At 60.0% G+C, this 17,574-nt stretch carries 15 protein-coding genes and 1 pseudogene; 12 read left to right on the top strand and 4 right to left on the bottom strand.

All coding sequences use genetic code 11. The features are described from left to right. A pseudogene (locus WMO46_RS14455) lies at positions 1-331 on the top strand (hypothetical protein); the annotation flags it as partial. A gap of 19 nt (positions 332-350) precedes the next feature. Here WMO46_RS14455 and WMO46_RS14450 read toward each other — a convergent pair. From WMO46_RS14450 to WMO46_RS14435, 4 genes are all read right to left on the bottom strand, one after another. Further along, positions 351-866: a prolyl-tRNA synthetase associated domain-containing protein gene (locus WMO46_RS14450; RefSeq protein ID WP_019150507.1), complete on the bottom strand. Its 516-nt coding sequence runs from the start codon at positions 864-866 to the stop codon at positions 351-353. Between the two features lies 1 nt (position 867). Continuing rightward, entirely contained in the window at positions 868-1,806 is a 939-nt protein-coding gene (locus WMO46_RS14445; protein WP_349094567.1) for an NAD(P)-dependent oxidoreductase, read from the bottom strand. An 85-nt stretch (positions 1,807-1,891) separates the two neighbouring features. Then, entirely contained in the window at positions 1,892-2,617 is a 726-nt protein-coding gene (locus WMO46_RS14440) for a tRNA threonylcarbamoyladenosine dehydratase (RefSeq protein WP_349094566.1), read from the bottom strand. Next, entirely contained in the window at positions 2,610-3,200 is a 591-nt protein-coding gene (locus WMO46_RS14435) for a TatD family hydrolase (protein WP_349094565.1), read from the bottom strand. Before WMO46_RS14435 ends, WMO46_RS14440 begins: the two co-directional genes overlap by 8 nt. Before the next feature lie 318 nt (positions 3,201-3,518). On the opposite strand from WMO46_RS14435, the gene WMO46_RS14430 reads away from it, so the two are divergent. The 11 genes from WMO46_RS14430 (at position 3,519) to WMO46_RS14380 (ending at position 17,569) form a co-directional block, all read left to right on the top strand. Continuing rightward, positions 3,519-4,874, top strand: coding sequence for a Na(+)-translocating NADH-quinone reductase subunit A (locus WMO46_RS14430; RefSeq protein ID WP_129652024.1), 1,356 nt, complete (start codon positions 3,519-3,521; stop codon positions 4,872-4,874). A 20-nt stretch (positions 4,875-4,894) separates the two neighbouring features. Further along, complete coding sequence (nqrB, locus tag WMO46_RS14425) at positions 4,895-6,004, top strand: NADH:ubiquinone reductase (Na(+)-transporting) subunit B (RefSeq protein WP_349094568.1); 1,110 nt, start codon at positions 4,895-4,897, stop codon at positions 6,002-6,004. Between the two features lie 12 nt (positions 6,005-6,016). Next, positions 6,017-6,868 carry an NADH:ubiquinone reductase (Na(+)-transporting) subunit C gene (nqrC, locus tag WMO46_RS14420; protein WP_195497180.1) on the top strand — a complete coding sequence of 284 codons (852 nt, stop codon included), beginning with the start codon at positions 6,017-6,019 and terminating at the stop codon, positions 6,866-6,868. A 1-nt stretch (position 6,869) separates the two neighbouring features. Beyond that, entirely contained in the window at positions 6,870-7,517 is a 648-nt protein-coding gene (locus tag WMO46_RS14415; RefSeq protein ID WP_019150500.1) for an NADH:ubiquinone reductase (Na(+)-transporting) subunit D, read from the top strand. Positions 7,518-7,528: 11 nt separating this feature from the next. Beyond that, entirely contained in the window at positions 7,529-8,137 is a 609-nt protein-coding gene (gene nqrE / locus WMO46_RS14410; RefSeq protein ID WP_026076468.1) for an NADH:ubiquinone reductase (Na(+)-transporting) subunit E, read from the top strand. A gap of 23 nt (positions 8,138-8,160) precedes the next feature. Then, entirely contained in the window at positions 8,161-9,423 is a 1,263-nt protein-coding gene (gene nqrF / locus WMO46_RS14405; protein ID WP_026076467.1) for an NADH:ubiquinone reductase (Na(+)-transporting) subunit F, read from the top strand. Positions 9,424-9,571: 148 nt separating this feature from the next. Beyond that, positions 9,572-10,123 carry an RNA polymerase sigma-70 factor gene (locus WMO46_RS14400; RefSeq protein WP_026076466.1) on the top strand — a complete coding sequence of 184 codons (552 nt, stop codon included), beginning with the start codon at positions 9,572-9,574 and terminating at the stop codon, positions 10,121-10,123. A 69-nt stretch (positions 10,124-10,192) separates the two neighbouring features. Further along, entirely contained in the window at positions 10,193-11,176 is a 984-nt protein-coding gene (locus WMO46_RS14395; protein WP_349094564.1) for a FecR family protein, read from the top strand. A 221-nt stretch (positions 11,177-11,397) separates the two neighbouring features. Next, positions 11,398-14,901: a SusC/RagA family TonB-linked outer membrane protein gene (locus WMO46_RS14390; protein ID WP_349094563.1), complete on the top strand. Its 3,504-nt coding sequence runs from the start codon at positions 11,398-11,400 to the stop codon at positions 14,899-14,901. 13 nt (positions 14,902-14,914) lie between these two features. Beyond that, positions 14,915-16,669 (top strand): RagB/SusD family nutrient uptake outer membrane protein, encoded by a 1,755-nt coding sequence (locus WMO46_RS14385; RefSeq protein ID WP_349094562.1) that lies wholly within the window; start codon positions 14,915-14,917, stop codon positions 16,667-16,669. Between the two features lie 24 nt (positions 16,670-16,693). Then, a complete protein-coding gene (locus tag WMO46_RS14380; protein ID WP_349094561.1) occupies positions 16,694-17,569 on the top strand; it encodes an endonuclease/exonuclease/phosphatase family protein in 876 nt (291 codons plus the stop codon). Positions 17,570-17,574: the final 5 nt, after the last annotated feature.

Raw genomic sequence — 17,574 nt, 5'->3', positions numbered from 1 at the left:
CCGCGACGAATGGGATGAAATAGTCTCGGATCGGGAGCTGACAGACAATCTCTACAACGGCGAGGACCGTTTCGAGGCCGTCGGCCGCGACGAGTTGAGCGTGGAGATTTTCACCGGGGAGTTTCCGCACTTGCTGGCCTGCATCTGCCGTCAGGCTATATTGGGAAACGAGCCGCTCGAAGCGACGCCCGAAACGGCTGTGCAGTACGGATTCAGCCCCGAAGAGATGAATGCGCTGGGCGCACAGATCGCCCGCTGCAACCGACGGATCATCGCCGAGCTGCGCGAAGACTACGAGCGGCTGAAGGCGATCGACTGCCTGCATTCGTGAGGCTCGGGGAGGGCCCGGGTCAGTAGAGTTCGATGAACTCGTAGGAGTTGCCGACGGCGGCGAGGTAGCGCATGAATTCGTCGTGTTCGATCAGCACCGTCGCGCGGTTGTCGTTGGGGTGGAAGGCGTAGCGGGGCCAGTCGCGCATCCGGATGTCGAAAAAGACGTGGACGTGGTGCGCCGGGTCGTTGATCAGCCCGAATGCCGACACCGATCCGGGGCACAGCCCCAGCCAGCGTTCCATCCGCTCGGGCGACGCGAACGACAGTTTGCCTTGATGCAGCCGCTGTTCGAGGTCGCGGATCGCCAGCCGCTGTTCGGCGTCGAAGCACACGAGATAATGGCGGTCGCCCTTGTGGTTGCGGAAAAAGAGGTTCTTGCAGTGTCTGGCTCCGTCGCCGCGGCAGTATTGCAGGGCGATTTCGCAGGTCGGGGCCTCGGGGTGCTCGTACCACTCGTAGCGGATGCCGCGGGCGTCGAGGAAGTCGAACACCCGCCGGCGCCGTTCGTCGGCCGTGAGGGGTTGTGCGTCCATGTCAGTCTATTTTGTAGAACTCTTTGATATTCCGTGCAATGCACTCCACCAGCACTTCGACCGCCTCGACGGGCGACCAGGCGTTGTGGGGCGAAAGCAGCAGGCGGTCCGGCTCCCGGACCGCGAGCAGCGGGTTGCCCGGTTCGAGGGGTTCGTGCGCGAAAACGTCGAGGCCCGCTCCGGCCAGTTTCCCGGCGTCGAGGGCCGCGGCCAGCGCCGCTTCGTCCACGATGCCGCCGCGGGCGACGTTGACGAGGATGGCCGAGGGCTTCATCAGCGACAGTTCCCGGGCGCCGATCAGTCCGCGCGTGCGGTCGGTCAGCGGGGCGTGGATCGACACCACGTCGGAGCGCCGGAGCAGTTCGTCGAGCGGCAGGGCGGGGTAGGGCTCCTCGCGCACGACGCCCGAAGTGGAGGTATAGGCGACCTCGCATCCCAGCGCTTCGGCGACGCGGGCCACGCTGCGGCCGATGTTGCCCAGTCCGACGATGCCCCATTTCGATCCGTGGAGCTGGTGGGTCGTGCGGCCGAAGTGGTATTGCCGGGACGATCCGGCGTAGGCGCTCTTGACGTAACGGTCGTAATAGACTACCTGCCGCAGCAGTCCGATGGCCGCACCGATGGTGGTTTCCGTCACGGCGTGGGTCGAATATCCCACGGCGTTCCGGACCGCAATGCCCTGTTCGGCCGCCGCGTCGAGGTCGATGTGGTTCATGCCCGTCGCCGCCGCGCAGATCAGCCGCAGGCGGGGCAGCTGCCGCAGGGTTTCGCGGCGGAAAACCACTTTGTTGGTGATCGCCACGTCGGCTTCGCGGCAGCGTTCGACGACCTCTTCGCGGGCCGTCGTCTCGTAGCCCGTGTAATTGCCCAGCGCACGGATGGACCCGAGGTCGGCGCCTCCGAGGCTGTATTCGTCCAGAAATACGATGTTCGGTTGCATATCCTTTGTTTTTGTAAGTTTTCGTTGGCAGCGCGGACCTGGTTTCCGAATGCGGATTCGGTCCGCTGCCCCTGAAAGAGGGCTTTTAGCCCTCCAGTTCTCCGATTAAATCCCTGACGACAACCGAGGCGCATCCGATGCCGAACAGCGCCGGGATGTAGGAGATGGTCCCGACGTTCGACTTCTTGTTCTGCTCCTCGCAGAGGATCATCGCCCCTTCGCGCATCGGCTCGGGCGAGAAGACGGCCCGGAAGCCCCGGCGGATGCCGATTTTGTGGAGCCGCTTGCGGAGCATGTGGGCCAGCGGGCAGTGGTGGGTTTTCGAAATGTCGGCGATTTCCAGTCGCGTTGGGTCGGTCTTGGCTCCGGCGCCCATCGAGCTCACCAGCGGCAGTCCCCGTTCCAATGCGGCGGCGATCAGCGCCAGTTTGGGCGAGAGGGTGTCGATGGCGTCCACCACGTAGTCGTAGCGCGCAGCGTCGAGCAGCGTGTAGGTCTCCTCGTCCTTGATATATTTATTGACCACCGTGAGTGCGATTTCGGGGTTGATGTCGCGCAGGCGTTCGGCCAGCACCTCGGATTTCGGACGGCCGACGGTGGAGTGCAGCGCCACCAGCTGGCGGTTGATGTTCGTCGCGTTCACCGTGTCGGCGTCGGCCACGGTCATGCGTCCCACGCCCGCCCGGGCGATCATCTCCGCGGCGTAGGCCCCCACGCCGCCCAGCCCGATCACGAGCACGTGGGCGTTTTTCAGGAGCGCGAGTTTCTCTGCGCCCAACAGCAATTCGGTTCTTTCCAGCCAGTTATCCATGCCGAGTTTCGAATATTCGTTCGTAATTAGCCAGCGTAGTCCGTTGCAACACCTCCGTCGGAACGCTCCTCGCTTCGGCCGCCCGGGCGTAGATCTCTTCGATCGGCACGGGGCTGTCGTCGGTCTCCAGAAAGAGCTGCGAAAGGGGCGTTTCGCGCAGCGCCGCAAGCGTTTTGGGCGATGCGAAGGCGCGTTCGCCGAACGAGAGGAAATAACCTTTCGTCAGGGCTCGCCGCGCCTGCTCGGGCGATCCGATGAATCCGTGGAAGATCACGGCCCGGGGTTCGCACGCCGCCAGTTCGCGCATCAGCGGTTCGAAGGCCCTCACGCAGTGGAGCACCACCGGGAGTCCTCGCTCGCGGGCCAGCCGCAGCTGGGCGCGCAGTGTCTCGGTCTGCACCTCGCGCGAGGGGCCGTGCACGAAGTCGAGCCCCGTCTCGCCCACGGCCTGCGCGTCGGAGAGCCGCTCGCCGAGCGTTGCAACGAGCTGCATGTCTGCATCCCACGGATGTACGCCCTCCGTGCGGAGTTCGATTCCCGACCCCGTCGGGCGGTGGGTGTGTATGTTGACGTAGGGAAGCATGGCGACGGCAAATTTAGGAATTTAACGGGAGCATTGCCAATTCGGGGCCAATTTTTTAACGTTCCGGTCGTCCCGGAATCTCGCCGGGGTGCTTCCGGGGGATTCCGAAATCATTTCGAAATGCAATCAATCGAAAGTCTGTTGTTTTGGGCCCGAAAGCGGGACCCGTAAATCTTAATATATTTAAGAAATATTGGTTTGCGCATGGGTGTTTTCAGGAAAAAATTTTGTACTTTCGCACGCGATTAATTGTTAGCCCACTAACAACGCTATGCGGAATACTAATTCCAAACTCATAACCATATCAAAATTTTAACCATGTCGAAAATCATTACACTACGCAAGGGTTTAGACATCAATCTGGTGGGCAAACCCCAGGAGTCGCTCGCGGAAGCGCCGCTGGCTTCGGAGTATGCCCTCTCGCCCCTCGATTTCGAGGGCGTGACTCCCAAGCTGCTGGTTAAGGAGGGCGATAAGGTGAAAGCCGGTACGCCGTTGTTCTTCAACAAGGCCAACGAGCGCATCCTCTTCACGTCGCCCGTCAGCGGCACGGTGGCCGCCGTCAACCGCGGTGAGAAGCGCAAGATTCTCAGCGTGACGGTGACCCCCGATGCCACGCAGGAGTACGAGGAGTTCGCAAAGCCCGACTTGAAATCGGCTTCGCGCGAGCAGATCGTCGAACTGCTGCTCCGGTCGGGTCTCTGGCCGATGATCGTGCAGCGGCCCTACGGCATCATCGCCGATCCCAACGACACGCCGAAAGCGGTCTTCGTCTCCGCGTTCGACTCGGCGCCTCTGGCCCCGGACTACAACTACGTCCTGAAAGCCGAGCAGAAGAACCTTCAGACGGGTATCGACGTGATGCGGAAACTCACGGCCGGCAAGGTGCACCTCTCGGTGCGCGCCAAGGCCGAAGGGCAGATGCCGTCGCTCCGAGGTGCCGAGATGCACACCTTCGCCGGCAAGCATCCCGTCGGCAACGTCGGCGTGCAGATCCACCACATCGACCCCGTGAACAAGGGCGAGGTGGTGTGGACGGTCAACGTGCAGGATCTGGCCATCATCGGCCGCCTGTTCAACGAAGGCCGCGTCGATATGACGAAGATCATCGCCGTGACCGGCTCGGAGATCGAGAAGCCGCAGTACGTCCGCATCGTGGGCGGCGCGAAGGTCGATTCCGTGGTCAAGGGCAATGTGAAGCCGCAGAAGGAGGGCGACAGCATCCGTTTCATCTCGGGCAACGTGCTCACGGGCACCAAGACCTCGCCGGACGGATTCATGGGCTTCTATGCCAACCAGCTGACGGCCATCCCCGAGGGCGACAAGTACGAACTGCTGGGCTGGGCGATGCCCCGCTTCAGGAAGTTCTCCGTCTCGCGCGCCTATTTCTCGTGGCTCTGCCCGAAAAAGGCTTACGACCTCGACACCAACATGAACGGCGGCGAGCGTCCGTTCGTCGTGACGGGGCTCTACGAGCAGTATCTGCCGATGGACATCTATCCGATGTATCTCCTGAAGGCGTGCCTTGCGGGCGACATCGACAAGATGGAGAATCTCGGCATCTACGAGGTCACGGAGGAGGATTTCGCGCTGTGCGAGTTCGTCGATCCCTCGAAGATCGAGATCCAGCAGATCATCCGCGACGGTATTAACTTAATGATCAGGGAGGCTTAAAGATGGGACTTCGTAAATTCATGGACAATATCAAGCCCACGTTCTCGAAAGGCGGGAAGCTGGGCTTTCTGGAATCGACGTTCGACGCGTTCGAAACGTTCCTCTTCGTACCCAACACCACGACCCGGAAAGGCGCGCACATCCGCGACTGCAACGACATGAAACGCACGATGATTATGGTCGTCGTGGCGCTGATGCCGGCATTCCTCTTCGGTTGCTACAACACGGGCGTTCAGGTCGGGCTGGAAGGCTTCCAGGCTTTCTTCTACGGACTGGTCCGCGTGCTGCCGATGGTCTGCGTTTCGTATATCGTGGGTCTGGGCATCGAGTTCGGATTCGCGCAGGCGCGCGGCCACGAGGTCAACGAGGGATTCCTCGTTTCGGGCCTCCTGATCCCGATGATCTTCCCCGTATCGACCCCGCTCTGGATGGTCGGGCTTTCGACGGCTTTCGCCGTGGTCTTCGGCAAGGAGGTCTTCGGCGGTACGGGCATGAACGTCTTCAACCCCGCACTGCTGGCCCGTGCCTTCGCGTTCTTCGCCTACACCCCCTCGATGTCGGGCGAAACGGTGTGGTATTCCGACTGGACGATGATGGGCGCGCATGTTGACGGCATCACCGGTGCCACGGCCCTCGAACAGCTCGGCACGACCGGCACGATGGCTTTCTCGCCGCTGGACGCCTTCCTGGGATTCATCCCCGGATCGTTCGGCGAGACCTCGACGCTGGCCATCCTCATCGGCGCCGCCATCCTGCTCTTCACGGGCATCGCCTCGTGGCGCACGATGGTTTCGGTGTTCGCCGGCGGACTGGCGATGGGCTATCTGTTCCAGGCGCTCGGCATGACGGAATATCCCGCCTGGTGGCATCTGATCGTCGGCGGCTTCGCCTTCGGCGCGGTCTTCATGGCCACGGACCCCGTGACCTCGTCGCAGACCAATACCGGCAAGTACATCGTGGGTCTGATGACCGGTGCGCTGGCCGTGCTGATCCGCGTGGTCAACCCGGCCTATCCCGAGGGCATGATGCTTTCGATCCTCTTTATGAACGCGCTGGCTCCGCTGGTCGATTACTACGTGGTCGAGGCCAACGTCGCCCGCCGCAAGAAACGTGTCAAACTCGCAAAATAGGGGAGATAAGTTATGGCAACGAAAAAATTCAAATGCAATGTCTGCGGCTACATCCACGAAGGTGACGCCGCGCCCGCTAACTGCCCTGTCTGCGGAGTTCCCGCCTCGGAATTCACCGAACTGAAGCAGGAGAAAAAGGGGCTGTTCAGCGACAAGAACGGCAATGCCTATATTATTATGTACTCGACGGTGATGGTGGTCGTCGTGGCCGTATTGCTGGCCGTGGCCGCCCTCGCCCTCAAACCCCGTCAGGATGCCAACGACCTGAACGAGAAGAAGCAGAACATCCTCGCGTCGCTCTCGGCACTGGACAAGTCCTACGACGAGTATATCGACGCCTACGTCGTGGACAAGGAGGGCAAGCGGATCGAGGGCGAAGAGGTCTTCGCGCTGCTCAACGACCTGCCGGACACTTTCAAGAAGGGCAAGTTCCCGATCTTCGAGGCCAAGGACGGCCGCGTGGTCATTCCCGTGACGGGCATGGGCCTCTGGGGTCCGGTTTGGGGATACGTCGCCCTGGAGAAGGATATGAACACCGTGGCCGGTATCATCATGGCCCACAAGGGCGAGACTCCGGGCCTCGGCGCCGAGATCGCTACGCCGAAGTATCAGGCCCGTTTCGTCGGCAAGACGATCTTCGAAGGCGACGAGTTCGTCTCGGTGAAGCTCCGCAAGGGCGGCGCCAAGGACCCCGCGCACGAGGTGGACGCCATCTCGGGCGGTACGAAGACTTCCGACGGCGTGACGGAGATGCTTTACAACAGTCTGGAAAACTACCTGCCCCTGTTGGAAGCCAAGCGTGCGGCCGGAGCGGCCCCCGCGGCAGAAGTGTCTAACGAAGAAAATGTAGAAAACAATGAGTAAGATGGAAAAAGAGCCTTTGTTTTCGGCCAAGAACCTCAAATACCTGACGGGTCCGTTCTCGGCGAACAATCCGGTCATCGTGCAGATCCTCGGTATCTGCTCGGCGCTGGCCGTCACCGTGCAGCTCAAACCCGCTATCGTTATGGCGCTCTCCGTGACGGTCGTTACGGGATTCTCGAACCTCGTGATGTCGCTGCTGCGCAACGGCGTTCCCTCGCGCATCCGCATCATCGTCCAGCTCGTCGTCATCGCCGCGCTGGTGATCCTCGTCGATCAGGTGCTCAAAGCATTCGTTTACGAAGTCTCGAAGCAGCTGTCGGTCTACGTCGGACTGATCATCACCAACTGTATCGTCATGGGCCGCGTCGAGGCTTTCGCGCTGGCCAACAAGCCCTGGGCGTCGTTCCTCGACGGTATCGGCAACGGTTTGGGCTACGGTCTGATTCTGGTGATCGTGGCCTTCTTCCGCGAACTGTTCGGCTCGGGCAGCCTGCTGGGCTTCCGCATCATTCCCGAGAGCTGGTACATGGCCGAAGGCGGTTTCTATTCGAACTGCGGACTGATGCTCTTCCCGCCGATGGCGCTGATCATCGTGGGCTGCATCATCTGGGTGCACCGTTCGCGCAACAAGGACTTACAGGAAAAATAGGAGGATAACGTATGGAATCATTGAATATCTTCATCCGGTCGATCTTCATCGACAACATGGTCTTCGCCTTCTTCTTCGGCATGTGCTCCTACATCGCCGTATCGAAGAGCGTGAAGACGGCCCTCGGGCTCGGCGCCGCCGTTACGTTCGTGATGGTGATGACCGTGCCGCTGAACTACCTTTTGTATGAATACGTGCTCAAAGCCGACGCGCTCGTCGCTGGCGTGGACCTGAGTTTCCTGACCTTCATCGTCTTCATCGCCACCATCGCGGCCTTCGTGCAGCTGGTGGAGATGGCCGTCGAGAAGTTCTCGCCGACGCTTTACAGCCAGCTGGGCATCTTCCTGCCGCTGATTGCCGTGAACTGCGCCATCATGGGCGGTTCGCTCTTCATGCAGCAGAAGGTCGATGCTGCGGAGCTTACGTCGTTGTGGCAGACGATCGTCTACGGACTGGGTTCGGGACTGGGCTGGTGGCTGGCGATCGTGATGATGGCCGCCATCCGCGAGAAGACGACCTATTCGCACATCCCCGCGGCGCTGAAAGGCCCCGGCATCGCCTTCATCATCACCGGCCTGATGGGTATCGGTTTCATGATCTTCTCGGGCATTCAGTTCTAACCGTTAAAAAGAGATTCTGAAAAATGACTACAACGATTTTAATAGCGATCGCAGCCTTTCTGGTGATCACGCTCGTGCTGGTCGCACTGCTTCTCTATGCGAAGGCGAAACTGACCTCCTCGGGCGACGTGACGATCGACATCAACAACGGCGAAAAGGTCATCAAGACCGAGAGCGGCTCGACGCTGCTCGCAACGCTGGCCAACAACAAGGTGTTCCTGCCTTCGGCCTGCGGCGGCGGCGGTTCGTGCGGCATGTGCAAATGCCAGGTGCTCGAAGGCGGCGGCGACATCCTGCCCACCGAGACGGGCTTCATCACGCGCAAGATGGCCAAGGACCACTGGCGTCTGGGCTGTCAGGTGAAGGTGAAGGAGAACCTCAAAATCAAGGTGCCCGAAGCCGTTCTGGGCGTCAAGAAGTGGGAGTGCACGGTGGTCTCGAACCGCAATATCTCGACCTTCCTCAAAGAGTTCGTCGTGAAGCTGCCCGAGGGCGAGAACCTCAAATTCCGCAGCGGCGGTTACATCCAGATCGACATCCCGAAGTACGACGCCATCAAATTCTCGGACATGGACGTGGAGGAGAAGTACCGCGCCGACTGGGACAAGTTCAAGATGTGGGACCTCGTCGCTACCAATCCCGAGCCGACGTTCCGCGCCTACTCGATGGCCAACCACCCGGCCGAGGGCAATATCATCATGCTCAACATTCGTATCGCCACGCCGCCGTTCGACAAGGCTACGGGCGGCTTTATGAAAGTCAACCCGGGCATCTGCTCGTCGTATGTCTTCTCGCGCAAGCCGGGTGACAAGATCACGATCTCGGGCCCTTACGGCGAGTTCTTCCTGCCGGACAACCTGCCCGATACGCAGGAGCTGATCTTCATCGGCGGCGGCGCGGGCATGGCCCCGATGCGCAGCCACCTGATGCACCTGTTCAAGACCGAAAAGACCGCCAAACCGGTGTCGTTCTGGTACGGCGCGCGTGCCCTGAAGGAGGTTCCCTACCTTGACGAGTTCCATCAGATCGAAAAGGACTTCCCCAACTTCAAGTTCAACCTGGCGCTGGACCGTCCCGATCCCGAGGCGGATGCCGCTGGGGTGGCTTACACGCCGGGCTTCGTGCACAACGTGCTGTATGAAAACTACCTGAAGAACCACCAGGCCCCCGAGGATTGCATCTACCTCATGTGCGGACCCCCGATGATGATCTCTTCGGTGGTGAAGATGCTCGACAACCTCGGCGTGCCGCCTGAGAACATTCTTTACGACAACTTCGGGTCGTAGCGGGAGCCGCGATCCGTCAACGCCGCAGGCGTATGAACGAAGAGGAGGGGAGTTCCGGATTTATTCGGCGGCTTCCCTCCTCTCAGTTTATCCTTCCCGCTTGCATATAAGTCAAATAATTTCGTATTTTTGTAAAAACATTTTCTGAGTGGAGCAGGAGCGGGAAATATTGGATCGGCTGGCGCACGGGGACCGGGAGGCGTTCGATGCGCTCTATCTGCACTATGCTCCGAAAGTCGAGGAGATGGCGTTCTGGATGTTGAAGAGCCGGACGGAGGCGGAGGATGTCATGCAGTCCATCATGCTGAAAGTCTGGGAACGCAAAGAGGAGATCGCACAGATGACCCGTTTTTCCAATTATCTCTTTACGATGACGAAAAACGCCATTTTCGACATTTACAGCCGTTCGCTGGTGCATGAGAAATACGAATCGGCCCAGTTGTCCTCCGTCCGCTATTTCCACGACGATACGCTCGACAGTCAGGTGGAGACGAACGATCTGGCGCTGCTGATCTCCATCGCCGTGGACAAGATGCCCGATCAGCGGCGGCGTATCTTCCGGATGAGCCGTTACGAGGGCCTTTCGAACCGGGAGATCGCCGAACAGCTCCGGATCAGCGTCAAGACCGTGGAAAACCACATGACCGCCGCACTCGGCCAACTGCGGCGCCTGCTCGCCTCGATCACGATCTTTTTCTGAAAATCGTTCTTTGCCGCTGGGGGTTCTCCGGTCTTTCGCCGTTCTATATTATGAACAGCACCCCAAACGATGAAGACCGACAAAATCAACAGACTCGTCCGCGATTTCCTGCACGGCGATATGCCGGAGGAGATCCAGCGCCGTTTCCGGCGGTGGATGACCGCCCCGGCAGACCGTGAAACGAAGGATGCGGCGCTTTTTCAGGCATGGACGGAGTTGCTCGCCCGGCCTGCGGAAAGCGATTACCGCCATAAACTCACTGACATACACCGACGGATCGACATGCTGGACCGGGCCGGAAAGAAGAGCCGGTTCATATCCCTGCGGCGGTTTGCGGCCGCAGCGGCCCTGCTGGCGCTCGTCGTCTGCGGGGAATACCTGTTCCTGCGTTCGCGGTACGAACGCACCCCTTCGGTGTGCCTGGTCACGGCCCAAGGCAGCAAGGGCGAGTTCACGCTTCCCGACGGAACGCGGGTCTGGCTCAACGGCGACAGCCGCCTGAGCTATCCCGAAACATTCGATGCTGAAGCCCGTCGCGTCCGGCTCGACGGCGAAGCCTTTTTCCAGGTCCGGCACGATGCCTCTCATCCGTTCGTCGTCGATATGGAGGTCATGCAGGTCGAGGTGCTCGGCACGGAGTTCGACGCCCGGCACCGGACCGGAACCCGCTATGCCGAAACGGTCCTTCGGTCGGGCAGCGTCCGTGTCCTGACCCCGGACCGGAAGAGTCCGGTTCTGCTGCGGCCCGACGAACGGGTCTTGTTCGATACGCAGACCGGCCGGATTGCGGTTTCCGAGGTCTCCGCCGGCGATTATTGCAGTTGGACGGCCCGCCGGCTGGTCTTCACCAACAAATCGCTCTCGGCCATCCTGGTCAATCTGGAACGCTGGTACGGCGTGCATTTCCATTCCGAAGGGGACATCGACCTTTCGGCGAAACTCTCTTTCCATATCGAATACGAATCGTTGGAGGAGGCGATGCGCCTGATCTCGCGGATCGCTCCGATACGCTACGACATCCGCGGCGAAACGGTTTTTCTCGCCCCGGAATGATGCAATCCTGAACTCGAACCCTGAAAACCATTTGCCTATGACGATCTGACGACCTTGAAAAAATTGGGACGGATGTTCCTACCACCCGCCCCACGACTTAAAATTAGACCTTATCGTAGTCATACTACGAATGATGAATCTTAAATCGTTGCAAAATTATGAAATTTTTTGGACAATCCGATGGCAGCGTCCCGTACAAGCGGCGGCTGTCTGTAAAAATCATGTCCTTATTCATTTTTCTGTTTGTGTCCGTCGGGGGCGTTTCCGCCGCCAATCCGCCCGTGACGATCCATCTGAAAAATGTCACTGTCGCCGAACTGCTGCGGCAGATCGAGGCGCAGGGGCAGTACTCCTTTGCGTATAACAACGCCGACATCGACCTGACGCGCGTCGTTTCCGTCGATGCGGAGTCCTGGCCCATCGAACGGATCGTGTTGAAATGTATTCCCGACGTTTTCGTGAACGTCGAGCGGAACAAAGTGATCCTGACGCCGCGCCGCGGTGTGCAAGTTTCCCCCCCCCGCAAAATTTCGGGCAAGGTCGCTGACGCTTCCGGTAATCCCGTCGTCGGGGCCACCGTCCTGCTCAAAGACGGCGACGCGGTCCGGGGCACCTCCTCCGGGTCGAACGGCGCTTTCGCTTTCGACTCGTTCAGCCTTTCGGACAAGGCCGCGCTCGAAGTGTCGTTCATCGGGTTCGATACCTATAAGGCGGCGGTCGGCGCCCGGACCTTTTTCGACGTGGTCCTGACTTCCGCCCAGCAGAGCATCGACGAAGTGGTGGTGGTCGGTTACGGCGTGCAGAAGAAAGCCAACCTGACTGGAGCCGTCGCCACGGTGTCGCAGAAAGAGCTGAAAGACCGTCCCGTGTCGAACGTGGGGCGCGCCTTGCAGGGCGTGATCCCCAACCTCAATGTGACCCTTTCCTCGGGGCAGCCCGGAGCCGGCGCGTCGTACAACATCCGCGGCACGACCTCGCCCAACGGAGGCAGCCCGCTGATTCTGATCGACGGCGTGGAGACCTATCCCGACCGTATCAACTCGAACGACATCGAGTCGATCACGGTGCTGAAAGACGCCTCCTCGGCCGCGATCTACGGTGCCCGCGGCGCGTTCGGCGTCATTCTGATCACGACCAAGAGCGGGCAGTATAACGAAAAGGCCGAGGTGTCGTACAACGGTTATTTCTCCGTGTCCAGCCCTACGACCTCGACCGATTACGAAACCCGCGGCTACTATTCGGCCAAGATCGCCGACTTCTTCATGATGGCGACCCAGAACACGCCCTACACCTCCTACACCGAGGCCGATTACAAGGCGCTCTGGGAGCGGCGCAACGACAAGACCGAAAACCCGGCGCGTCCGTGGGTCGTCACCGACAACCGCAACGGCCGCCAGCAGTATGTCTATCTGGCCAATTTCGACTGGTATAACTATCTCTACGACGACAGCCGCCCGACGTGGGACCACAACATCAACATCAAGGGCGGTTCCAAGTCGCTGTCCTACATGGTCAGCGGACGCTACTACCAGCAGAAGGGCGTCAACCGGCTCGACCCCGACATGTTCAAGTCCTACAATTTCCGCGTGAAATTGCAGGCCGAGATCAAGCCGTGGCTGACCATCGCCAGCAACACCAAATTCTTCCAGTCGAATTACAGGTATTACGGATACGAGGACGAGTACAACAATTTCCGCAAGCCCACGCTGCATGCGCTGGCGTCGTTCGTGCCGGTGAATCCCGACGGAACGGCCGTGTCGCATACTTCGATGACGCAGTCTTCGACCCACTACGTGATGGACGGCTACAACGCCATGATGCAGAAGGGCAAGAGCTTCGGCAACAAGAAGACCCAGGAGATCACCACGACGTTCGAAGCCACGTTCAAACTGCACCGGGATTTCAACGTCAAGGCCGATTTCAGCTACACGCAGGGTTATCTGCACAACGACTACCGCAGCGTCAATGTCCAGTATTCGCAGTATCCGGGCGAGGTGATGACCGAACCCGAAGGCAGCTTCCCCAACAAATACAAGGAGGTCGTCTGGGATCAGAACTATTATGTGGCCGACGTTTACGGAACCTACAACCGGACCTTCGCCGAGAAGCACAACCTGACGCTGATCGCCGGTTATAACTACGAGGCCAAGTATTACCGCGACCTCACGGCGGCCAACGACGGCCTGCTGTCGGAGGAACTCTCGGACTTCAACCTGGCCAAGGGCACCACCAACTTCACGCTCAACGGCGGCCGCAACGAATACGCCATCATGGGCCTCTTCTACCGGGCGGCCTACGATTACAGGGGCAAGTACCTCTTCGAGGTCAACGGCCGCTACGACGGCACCTCGCGCTTCCCGCGCGGCAAGCGTTACGGCTTCTTCCCCTCGTTCTCTGCGGCCTACCGCATCAGCGAGGAGCCTGTCTTCGAGCCGTTGCGCAAGGCGGTGGACAATCTGAAAATCCGTCTTTCCTACGGTTCGCTGGGCAACCAGCAGATCGGCTACTACGATTTCATCCAGACCGTCACGACCAAAGGTTCGATGAGCGACTATTCGTTCGACGGAACGACGCTCGGACAGCATGCCACGGTGAGCGATCCCGTGTCGGGCAACCAGACCTGGGAGAAGGTCGTGTCGAAAAATCTCGGACTCGATCTCAACATGTTCCGCAACCGCCTGTCGCTGACGGCCGATTTCTACATCCGCGATACGAAAGGCATTCTGGGCAAGGGCAAGTCGCTGCCGTCGATCTACGGAGCCGACGAACCGCAGGTCAACTCGAACAACCTCCGCACGAAGGGTTACGAACTGGTGCTCGGCTGGCGCGACTCGTTCGAACTGGCGGGAAGCGCTTTCAGCTACGGCATTACGGGATCGTTCTCGGACTATACGGCCAAGTACACCAAGTGCGACAACCCTTCGGGGCTGATCGGCGATCCCTATGTGGGCAAGAAATACGGCGAGATCTGGGGCTATAAGGTCGATGGGCTGTTCCGCACCGACGAGGAGGCTGCCGAATACGCTTCGAGAATCGACCTTTCGACCGTCGCCGCGGGCTATTATTCGGCGACGGGAGCCTACGGCAAGGGCGTTCGTGCGGGCGACATCAAATACCTCGACCTGAACGGCGACAACATCGTCAACGGCGGCAAAGGCACGCTGGAGGACCCGGGCGACCGCCGCGTGATCGGCAACTCGTCGCCGCGTTACCAGTACGGGGCGACGCTGAACTTCTCGTGGTACGGATTCGACGTGTCGGTGTTCGTGCAGGGCATCGGCCGGCTGGACTGGTATCCCGGAGCGGACAACCTGCGTTTCTGGGGCCCTTACTGCCGTCCCTACGCGACTTTCATCCCGAAGAATTTCATGAGCCGGGTGTGGAGCGAGGAGAATCCCGACGCCTATTTCCCGCGCGCCCGCGCCTATACGTCGCTCAATTCGACGCAGGGCACGGCCTACTACACCAACGACCGCTACTTGCAGAATCTGGCCTACTGCCGTCTGAAAAACCTCACGATCGGATACACGATTCCCAGACGGCTGACTTCGAAGGTCGGCATCAAGGAGTGCCGCATCTATTTCAGCGGCGAGAACCTCGTCACGTGGTCGGCGCTGGAGAGCGATTTCCTCGATCCCGAGCAGGCGGCCGCCGACTCGGACAAGAAGTCGAACGTCTATCCCTGGTGCAAAACCTACTCCGTGGGTCTGAACTTAACCTTCTAATGCGACTGCCGTTATGAAAAAAATCATTCTTTATATCTTTTCCGGTGTTGCGGCGTGCGGCTTCTGCGGTTGCGAGGATGCGCTCGACCGTTTCCCGAAGGACCGGCTCACTCCCGAGAGCTTCTTCCGCACGGAGGAAGAGTGCCAGCTCTACACCAACGATTTCTATACGATGTTCCCCTCCGCCGGGTCGATCTACGGCGAAACGGCCGACATCATCGCCAAGACCACGCTTACGAGCGAGGTGCTGGGCAACCGCACCGTTCCCGCTACGGCGAGCACCTGGAAGTGGGAGAAACTGCGCGACATCAACTTTTTCCTGCAACACTCGTCCAACTGTCCGGACGAGCGCGTGCGGCTCGAATACGAAGGTCTGGCGCGTTTCTTCCGGGCCTGGTTCTACTTCGAGAAGGTGAAATATTACGGCGACGTGCCCTGGGTGGACCGTCCGATCGACGCCAGCGATCCGCTGCTCTTCGAAAAGGGCCGCGATCCGCGGGAGCTGGTGATGCAGAAGGTGGTCGAGGACCTCGACTTTGCCATCCTGCACCTGCCTGCCGAAAAATCGGTCTACCGCGTGACCCGCTGGACCGCGCTGGCGCTCAAGAGCCGGGCCTGCCTGTTCGAGGGGACTTTCCGCAAGTATCACGGATCGGACGGTTACGAGTCCTATCTTACGGCTTGCGCGACGGCTTCGAAACGCTTCATCGACGAGAGCGGTTACGGGATCTACACGACCGGAAGCACGCCTTACCTGAATCTTTTCTCGTCGCTCAAGGCGCTCGACACGGAAATCGTCCTCGCCCGGGCGTACAACACCTCCATCGGTCTGAAACACGACGTGAACGGTTATCTCACCAGCATCACGATGGGGCGTCCGGGGCTGTTGAAGAACATTGCCAATATGTACCTGATGAAGGACGGCACGCCCTTCACCTCGCAGCCCGGCTGGGAGACGATGCAGCTGCCCGACGAGAGCCGGAACCGCGACGGCCGCTTCGCCCAGACGGTCCGCACGCCCGGTTACAAGCGTGTGGACGACACGGCCGAATCGGCCCCGAACCTCGCTGCGACGATGACCGGCTACCAGCTGGTGAAATACTTGCAGTCGGCCAAGTACGATTCGTACAACGCTTCGACGAACGACCTGCCGCTGTTCCGCGCCGCCGAGGTGCTTCTCAACTATGCCGAGGCGAAAGCCGAGCTGGGAACGCTGACCCAGGCCGACATTGAGCTGTCGATCAATCCGCTGCGCGAGCGGGCCGGGGTCGCGGACCTCTCGCTCGCGGAGGCCAACGCCCATCCCGATCCCTACCTGGCTTCTGCGGAGACGGGCTACGCCAACGTGACGGGCGACAACAAGGGGGTGATCCTCGAAATACGCCGCGAACGCACCGTCGAACTGCTGATGGAGAACCTCCGCTATTGGGACATCATGCGCTGGAAGGAGGGCAAGCGTTTCGAAAAGCCCTTCAAGGGACTCTATTTCCCCGGTACGGGAAGCTACGATCTGAACGGCGACGGCGTGGACGACGTGTGCATCTGGTCGGGGTCGAAGCCCGCGACCTCGGCGGCGACGGTTTACGAACTGAACAAGGAGATTTTTCTCAGCGAGGGCGACCGCGGCAACATCGTCATCCATACCGACTATGTCCGGACCTGGGACGAAGAACGCGACTATCTCTATCCCGTTCCGACCGACGACCGGGTGCTGACGCAGGGCGCCATCACCCAGAATCCCGGCTGGAAAGACGGACTGAATTTCTAAACGGAAACCTAAAAACGAACCACCATGAAAATCACCAGATTCATACTGTCTGCTTTATTCGGCTGCTGCCTGGTCCTCTCCGCAGCGGCGTGCTCCGACCTGTCGGGCGACAACTCCGATTTCGATTTCGGGGACATGACCTCCGACGAGCCCGAAAACCCCTACGACGGGCAGGGCTACGACCGCCTGCCCAACTCGGTCCGGCTGGCGACCTACAACACCCACCGCTGCGAGGGGTGGACCCAGAACGCCGGGACCGACCGTGCGAACTACAACAACACGGCCAAGGTCATCTCGCTGATGGACCCCGACGTGATCGCCTTGCAGGAATTGGACAAGAACACCACGTGGCATCCCACCGACCAGTTGCAGGAACTGGCCGACCGTACCGGAATGCGGCCTTACTACTGCAAGACGATCGATTACCGCGGCGGCGACTACGGTATCGGCATTCTCTGCAAGACGGTGCCCAAGACCACCTATGCCGGCGATCTGCCGGGAACCGAGGCGCGGAAGTTCTTCCTCGCGGAGTTTGACGACTATATCTTCATCGCCACGCATTTCTGCCATAAGGAGGCGGCCAACCGCGAGCGGTCGTTGGAGATCATCGGCGAGTACATAACTGCCAATTACGCCGCCTATGCCAAACCGATTTATCTGGCGGGCGACCTCAATATGAAAAACATTCCGCTGGCCGCTACCAAGTCGTGGAAGGTTATCAGCACGTCGGCCAACACCTTCGTGAACAGCTCTTCGCCGTCGCGCATCGACTTCGTGCTCGTCTATACGGGCAATTCGCCGTCGTACGAGGTGCTGCGCACGGCCGTGCCCTCGTACGAGGAGATCAATGTGATGAAGGTTTCCGACCACCTTCCCGTACTGGTGGACCTCAAAAAGTAAGCGAT

The sequence above is a fragment of the Alistipes intestinihominis genome, assembly GCF_040095975.1.
Lineage (GTDB): Bacteria > Bacteroidota > Bacteroidia > Bacteroidales > Rikenellaceae > Alistipes > Alistipes senegalensis.
Note: the sequence above shows the minus strand (reverse complement) of the source record. Positions and strands in the feature narration are given on the sequence as shown.

Bases quoted from the DNA above. Each gene is read 5' to 3' on its own strand.
- WMO46_RS14450 (WP_019150507.1), bottom strand. From the start codon at position 866: ATGGACGCACAACCCCTCACGGCCGACGAACGGCGCCGGCGGGTGTTC.
- WMO46_RS14445 (WP_349094567.1), bottom strand. From the start codon at position 1,806: ATGCAACCGAACATCGTATTTCTGGACGAATACAGCCTCGGAGGCGCC.
- WMO46_RS14440 (WP_349094566.1), bottom strand. From the start codon at position 2,617: ATGGATAACTGGCTGGAAAGAACCGAATTGCTGTTGGGCGCAGAGAAA.
- WMO46_RS14435 (WP_349094565.1), bottom strand. From the start codon at position 3,200: ATGCTTCCCTACGTCAACATACACACCCACCGCCCGACGGGGTCGGGA.
- WMO46_RS14430 (WP_129652024.1), top strand. From the start codon at position 3,519: ATGTCGAAAATCATTACACTACGCAAGGGTTTAGACATCAATCTGGTG.
- nqrB (WP_349094568.1), top strand. From the start codon at position 4,895: ATGGACAATATCAAGCCCACGTTCTCGAAAGGCGGGAAGCTGGGCTTT.
- nqrC (WP_195497180.1), top strand. From the start codon at position 6,017: ATGGCAACGAAAAAATTCAAATGCAATGTCTGCGGCTACATCCACGAA.
- WMO46_RS14415 (WP_019150500.1), top strand. From the start codon at position 6,870: ATGGAAAAAGAGCCTTTGTTTTCGGCCAAGAACCTCAAATACCTGACG.
- nqrE (WP_026076468.1), top strand. From the start codon at position 7,529: ATGGAATCATTGAATATCTTCATCCGGTCGATCTTCATCGACAACATG.
- nqrF (WP_026076467.1), top strand. From the start codon at position 8,161: ATGACTACAACGATTTTAATAGCGATCGCAGCCTTTCTGGTGATCACG.
- WMO46_RS14395 (WP_349094564.1), top strand. From the start codon at position 10,193: ATGAAGACCGACAAAATCAACAGACTCGTCCGCGATTTCCTGCACGGC.
- WMO46_RS14390 (WP_349094563.1), top strand. From the start codon at position 11,398: ATGTCCTTATTCATTTTTCTGTTTGTGTCCGTCGGGGGCGTTTCCGCC.
- WMO46_RS14385 (WP_349094562.1), top strand. From the start codon at position 14,915: ATGAAAAAAATCATTCTTTATATCTTTTCCGGTGTTGCGGCGTGCGGC.
- WMO46_RS14380 (WP_349094561.1), top strand. From the start codon at position 16,694: ATGAAAATCACCAGATTCATACTGTCTGCTTTATTCGGCTGCTGCCTG.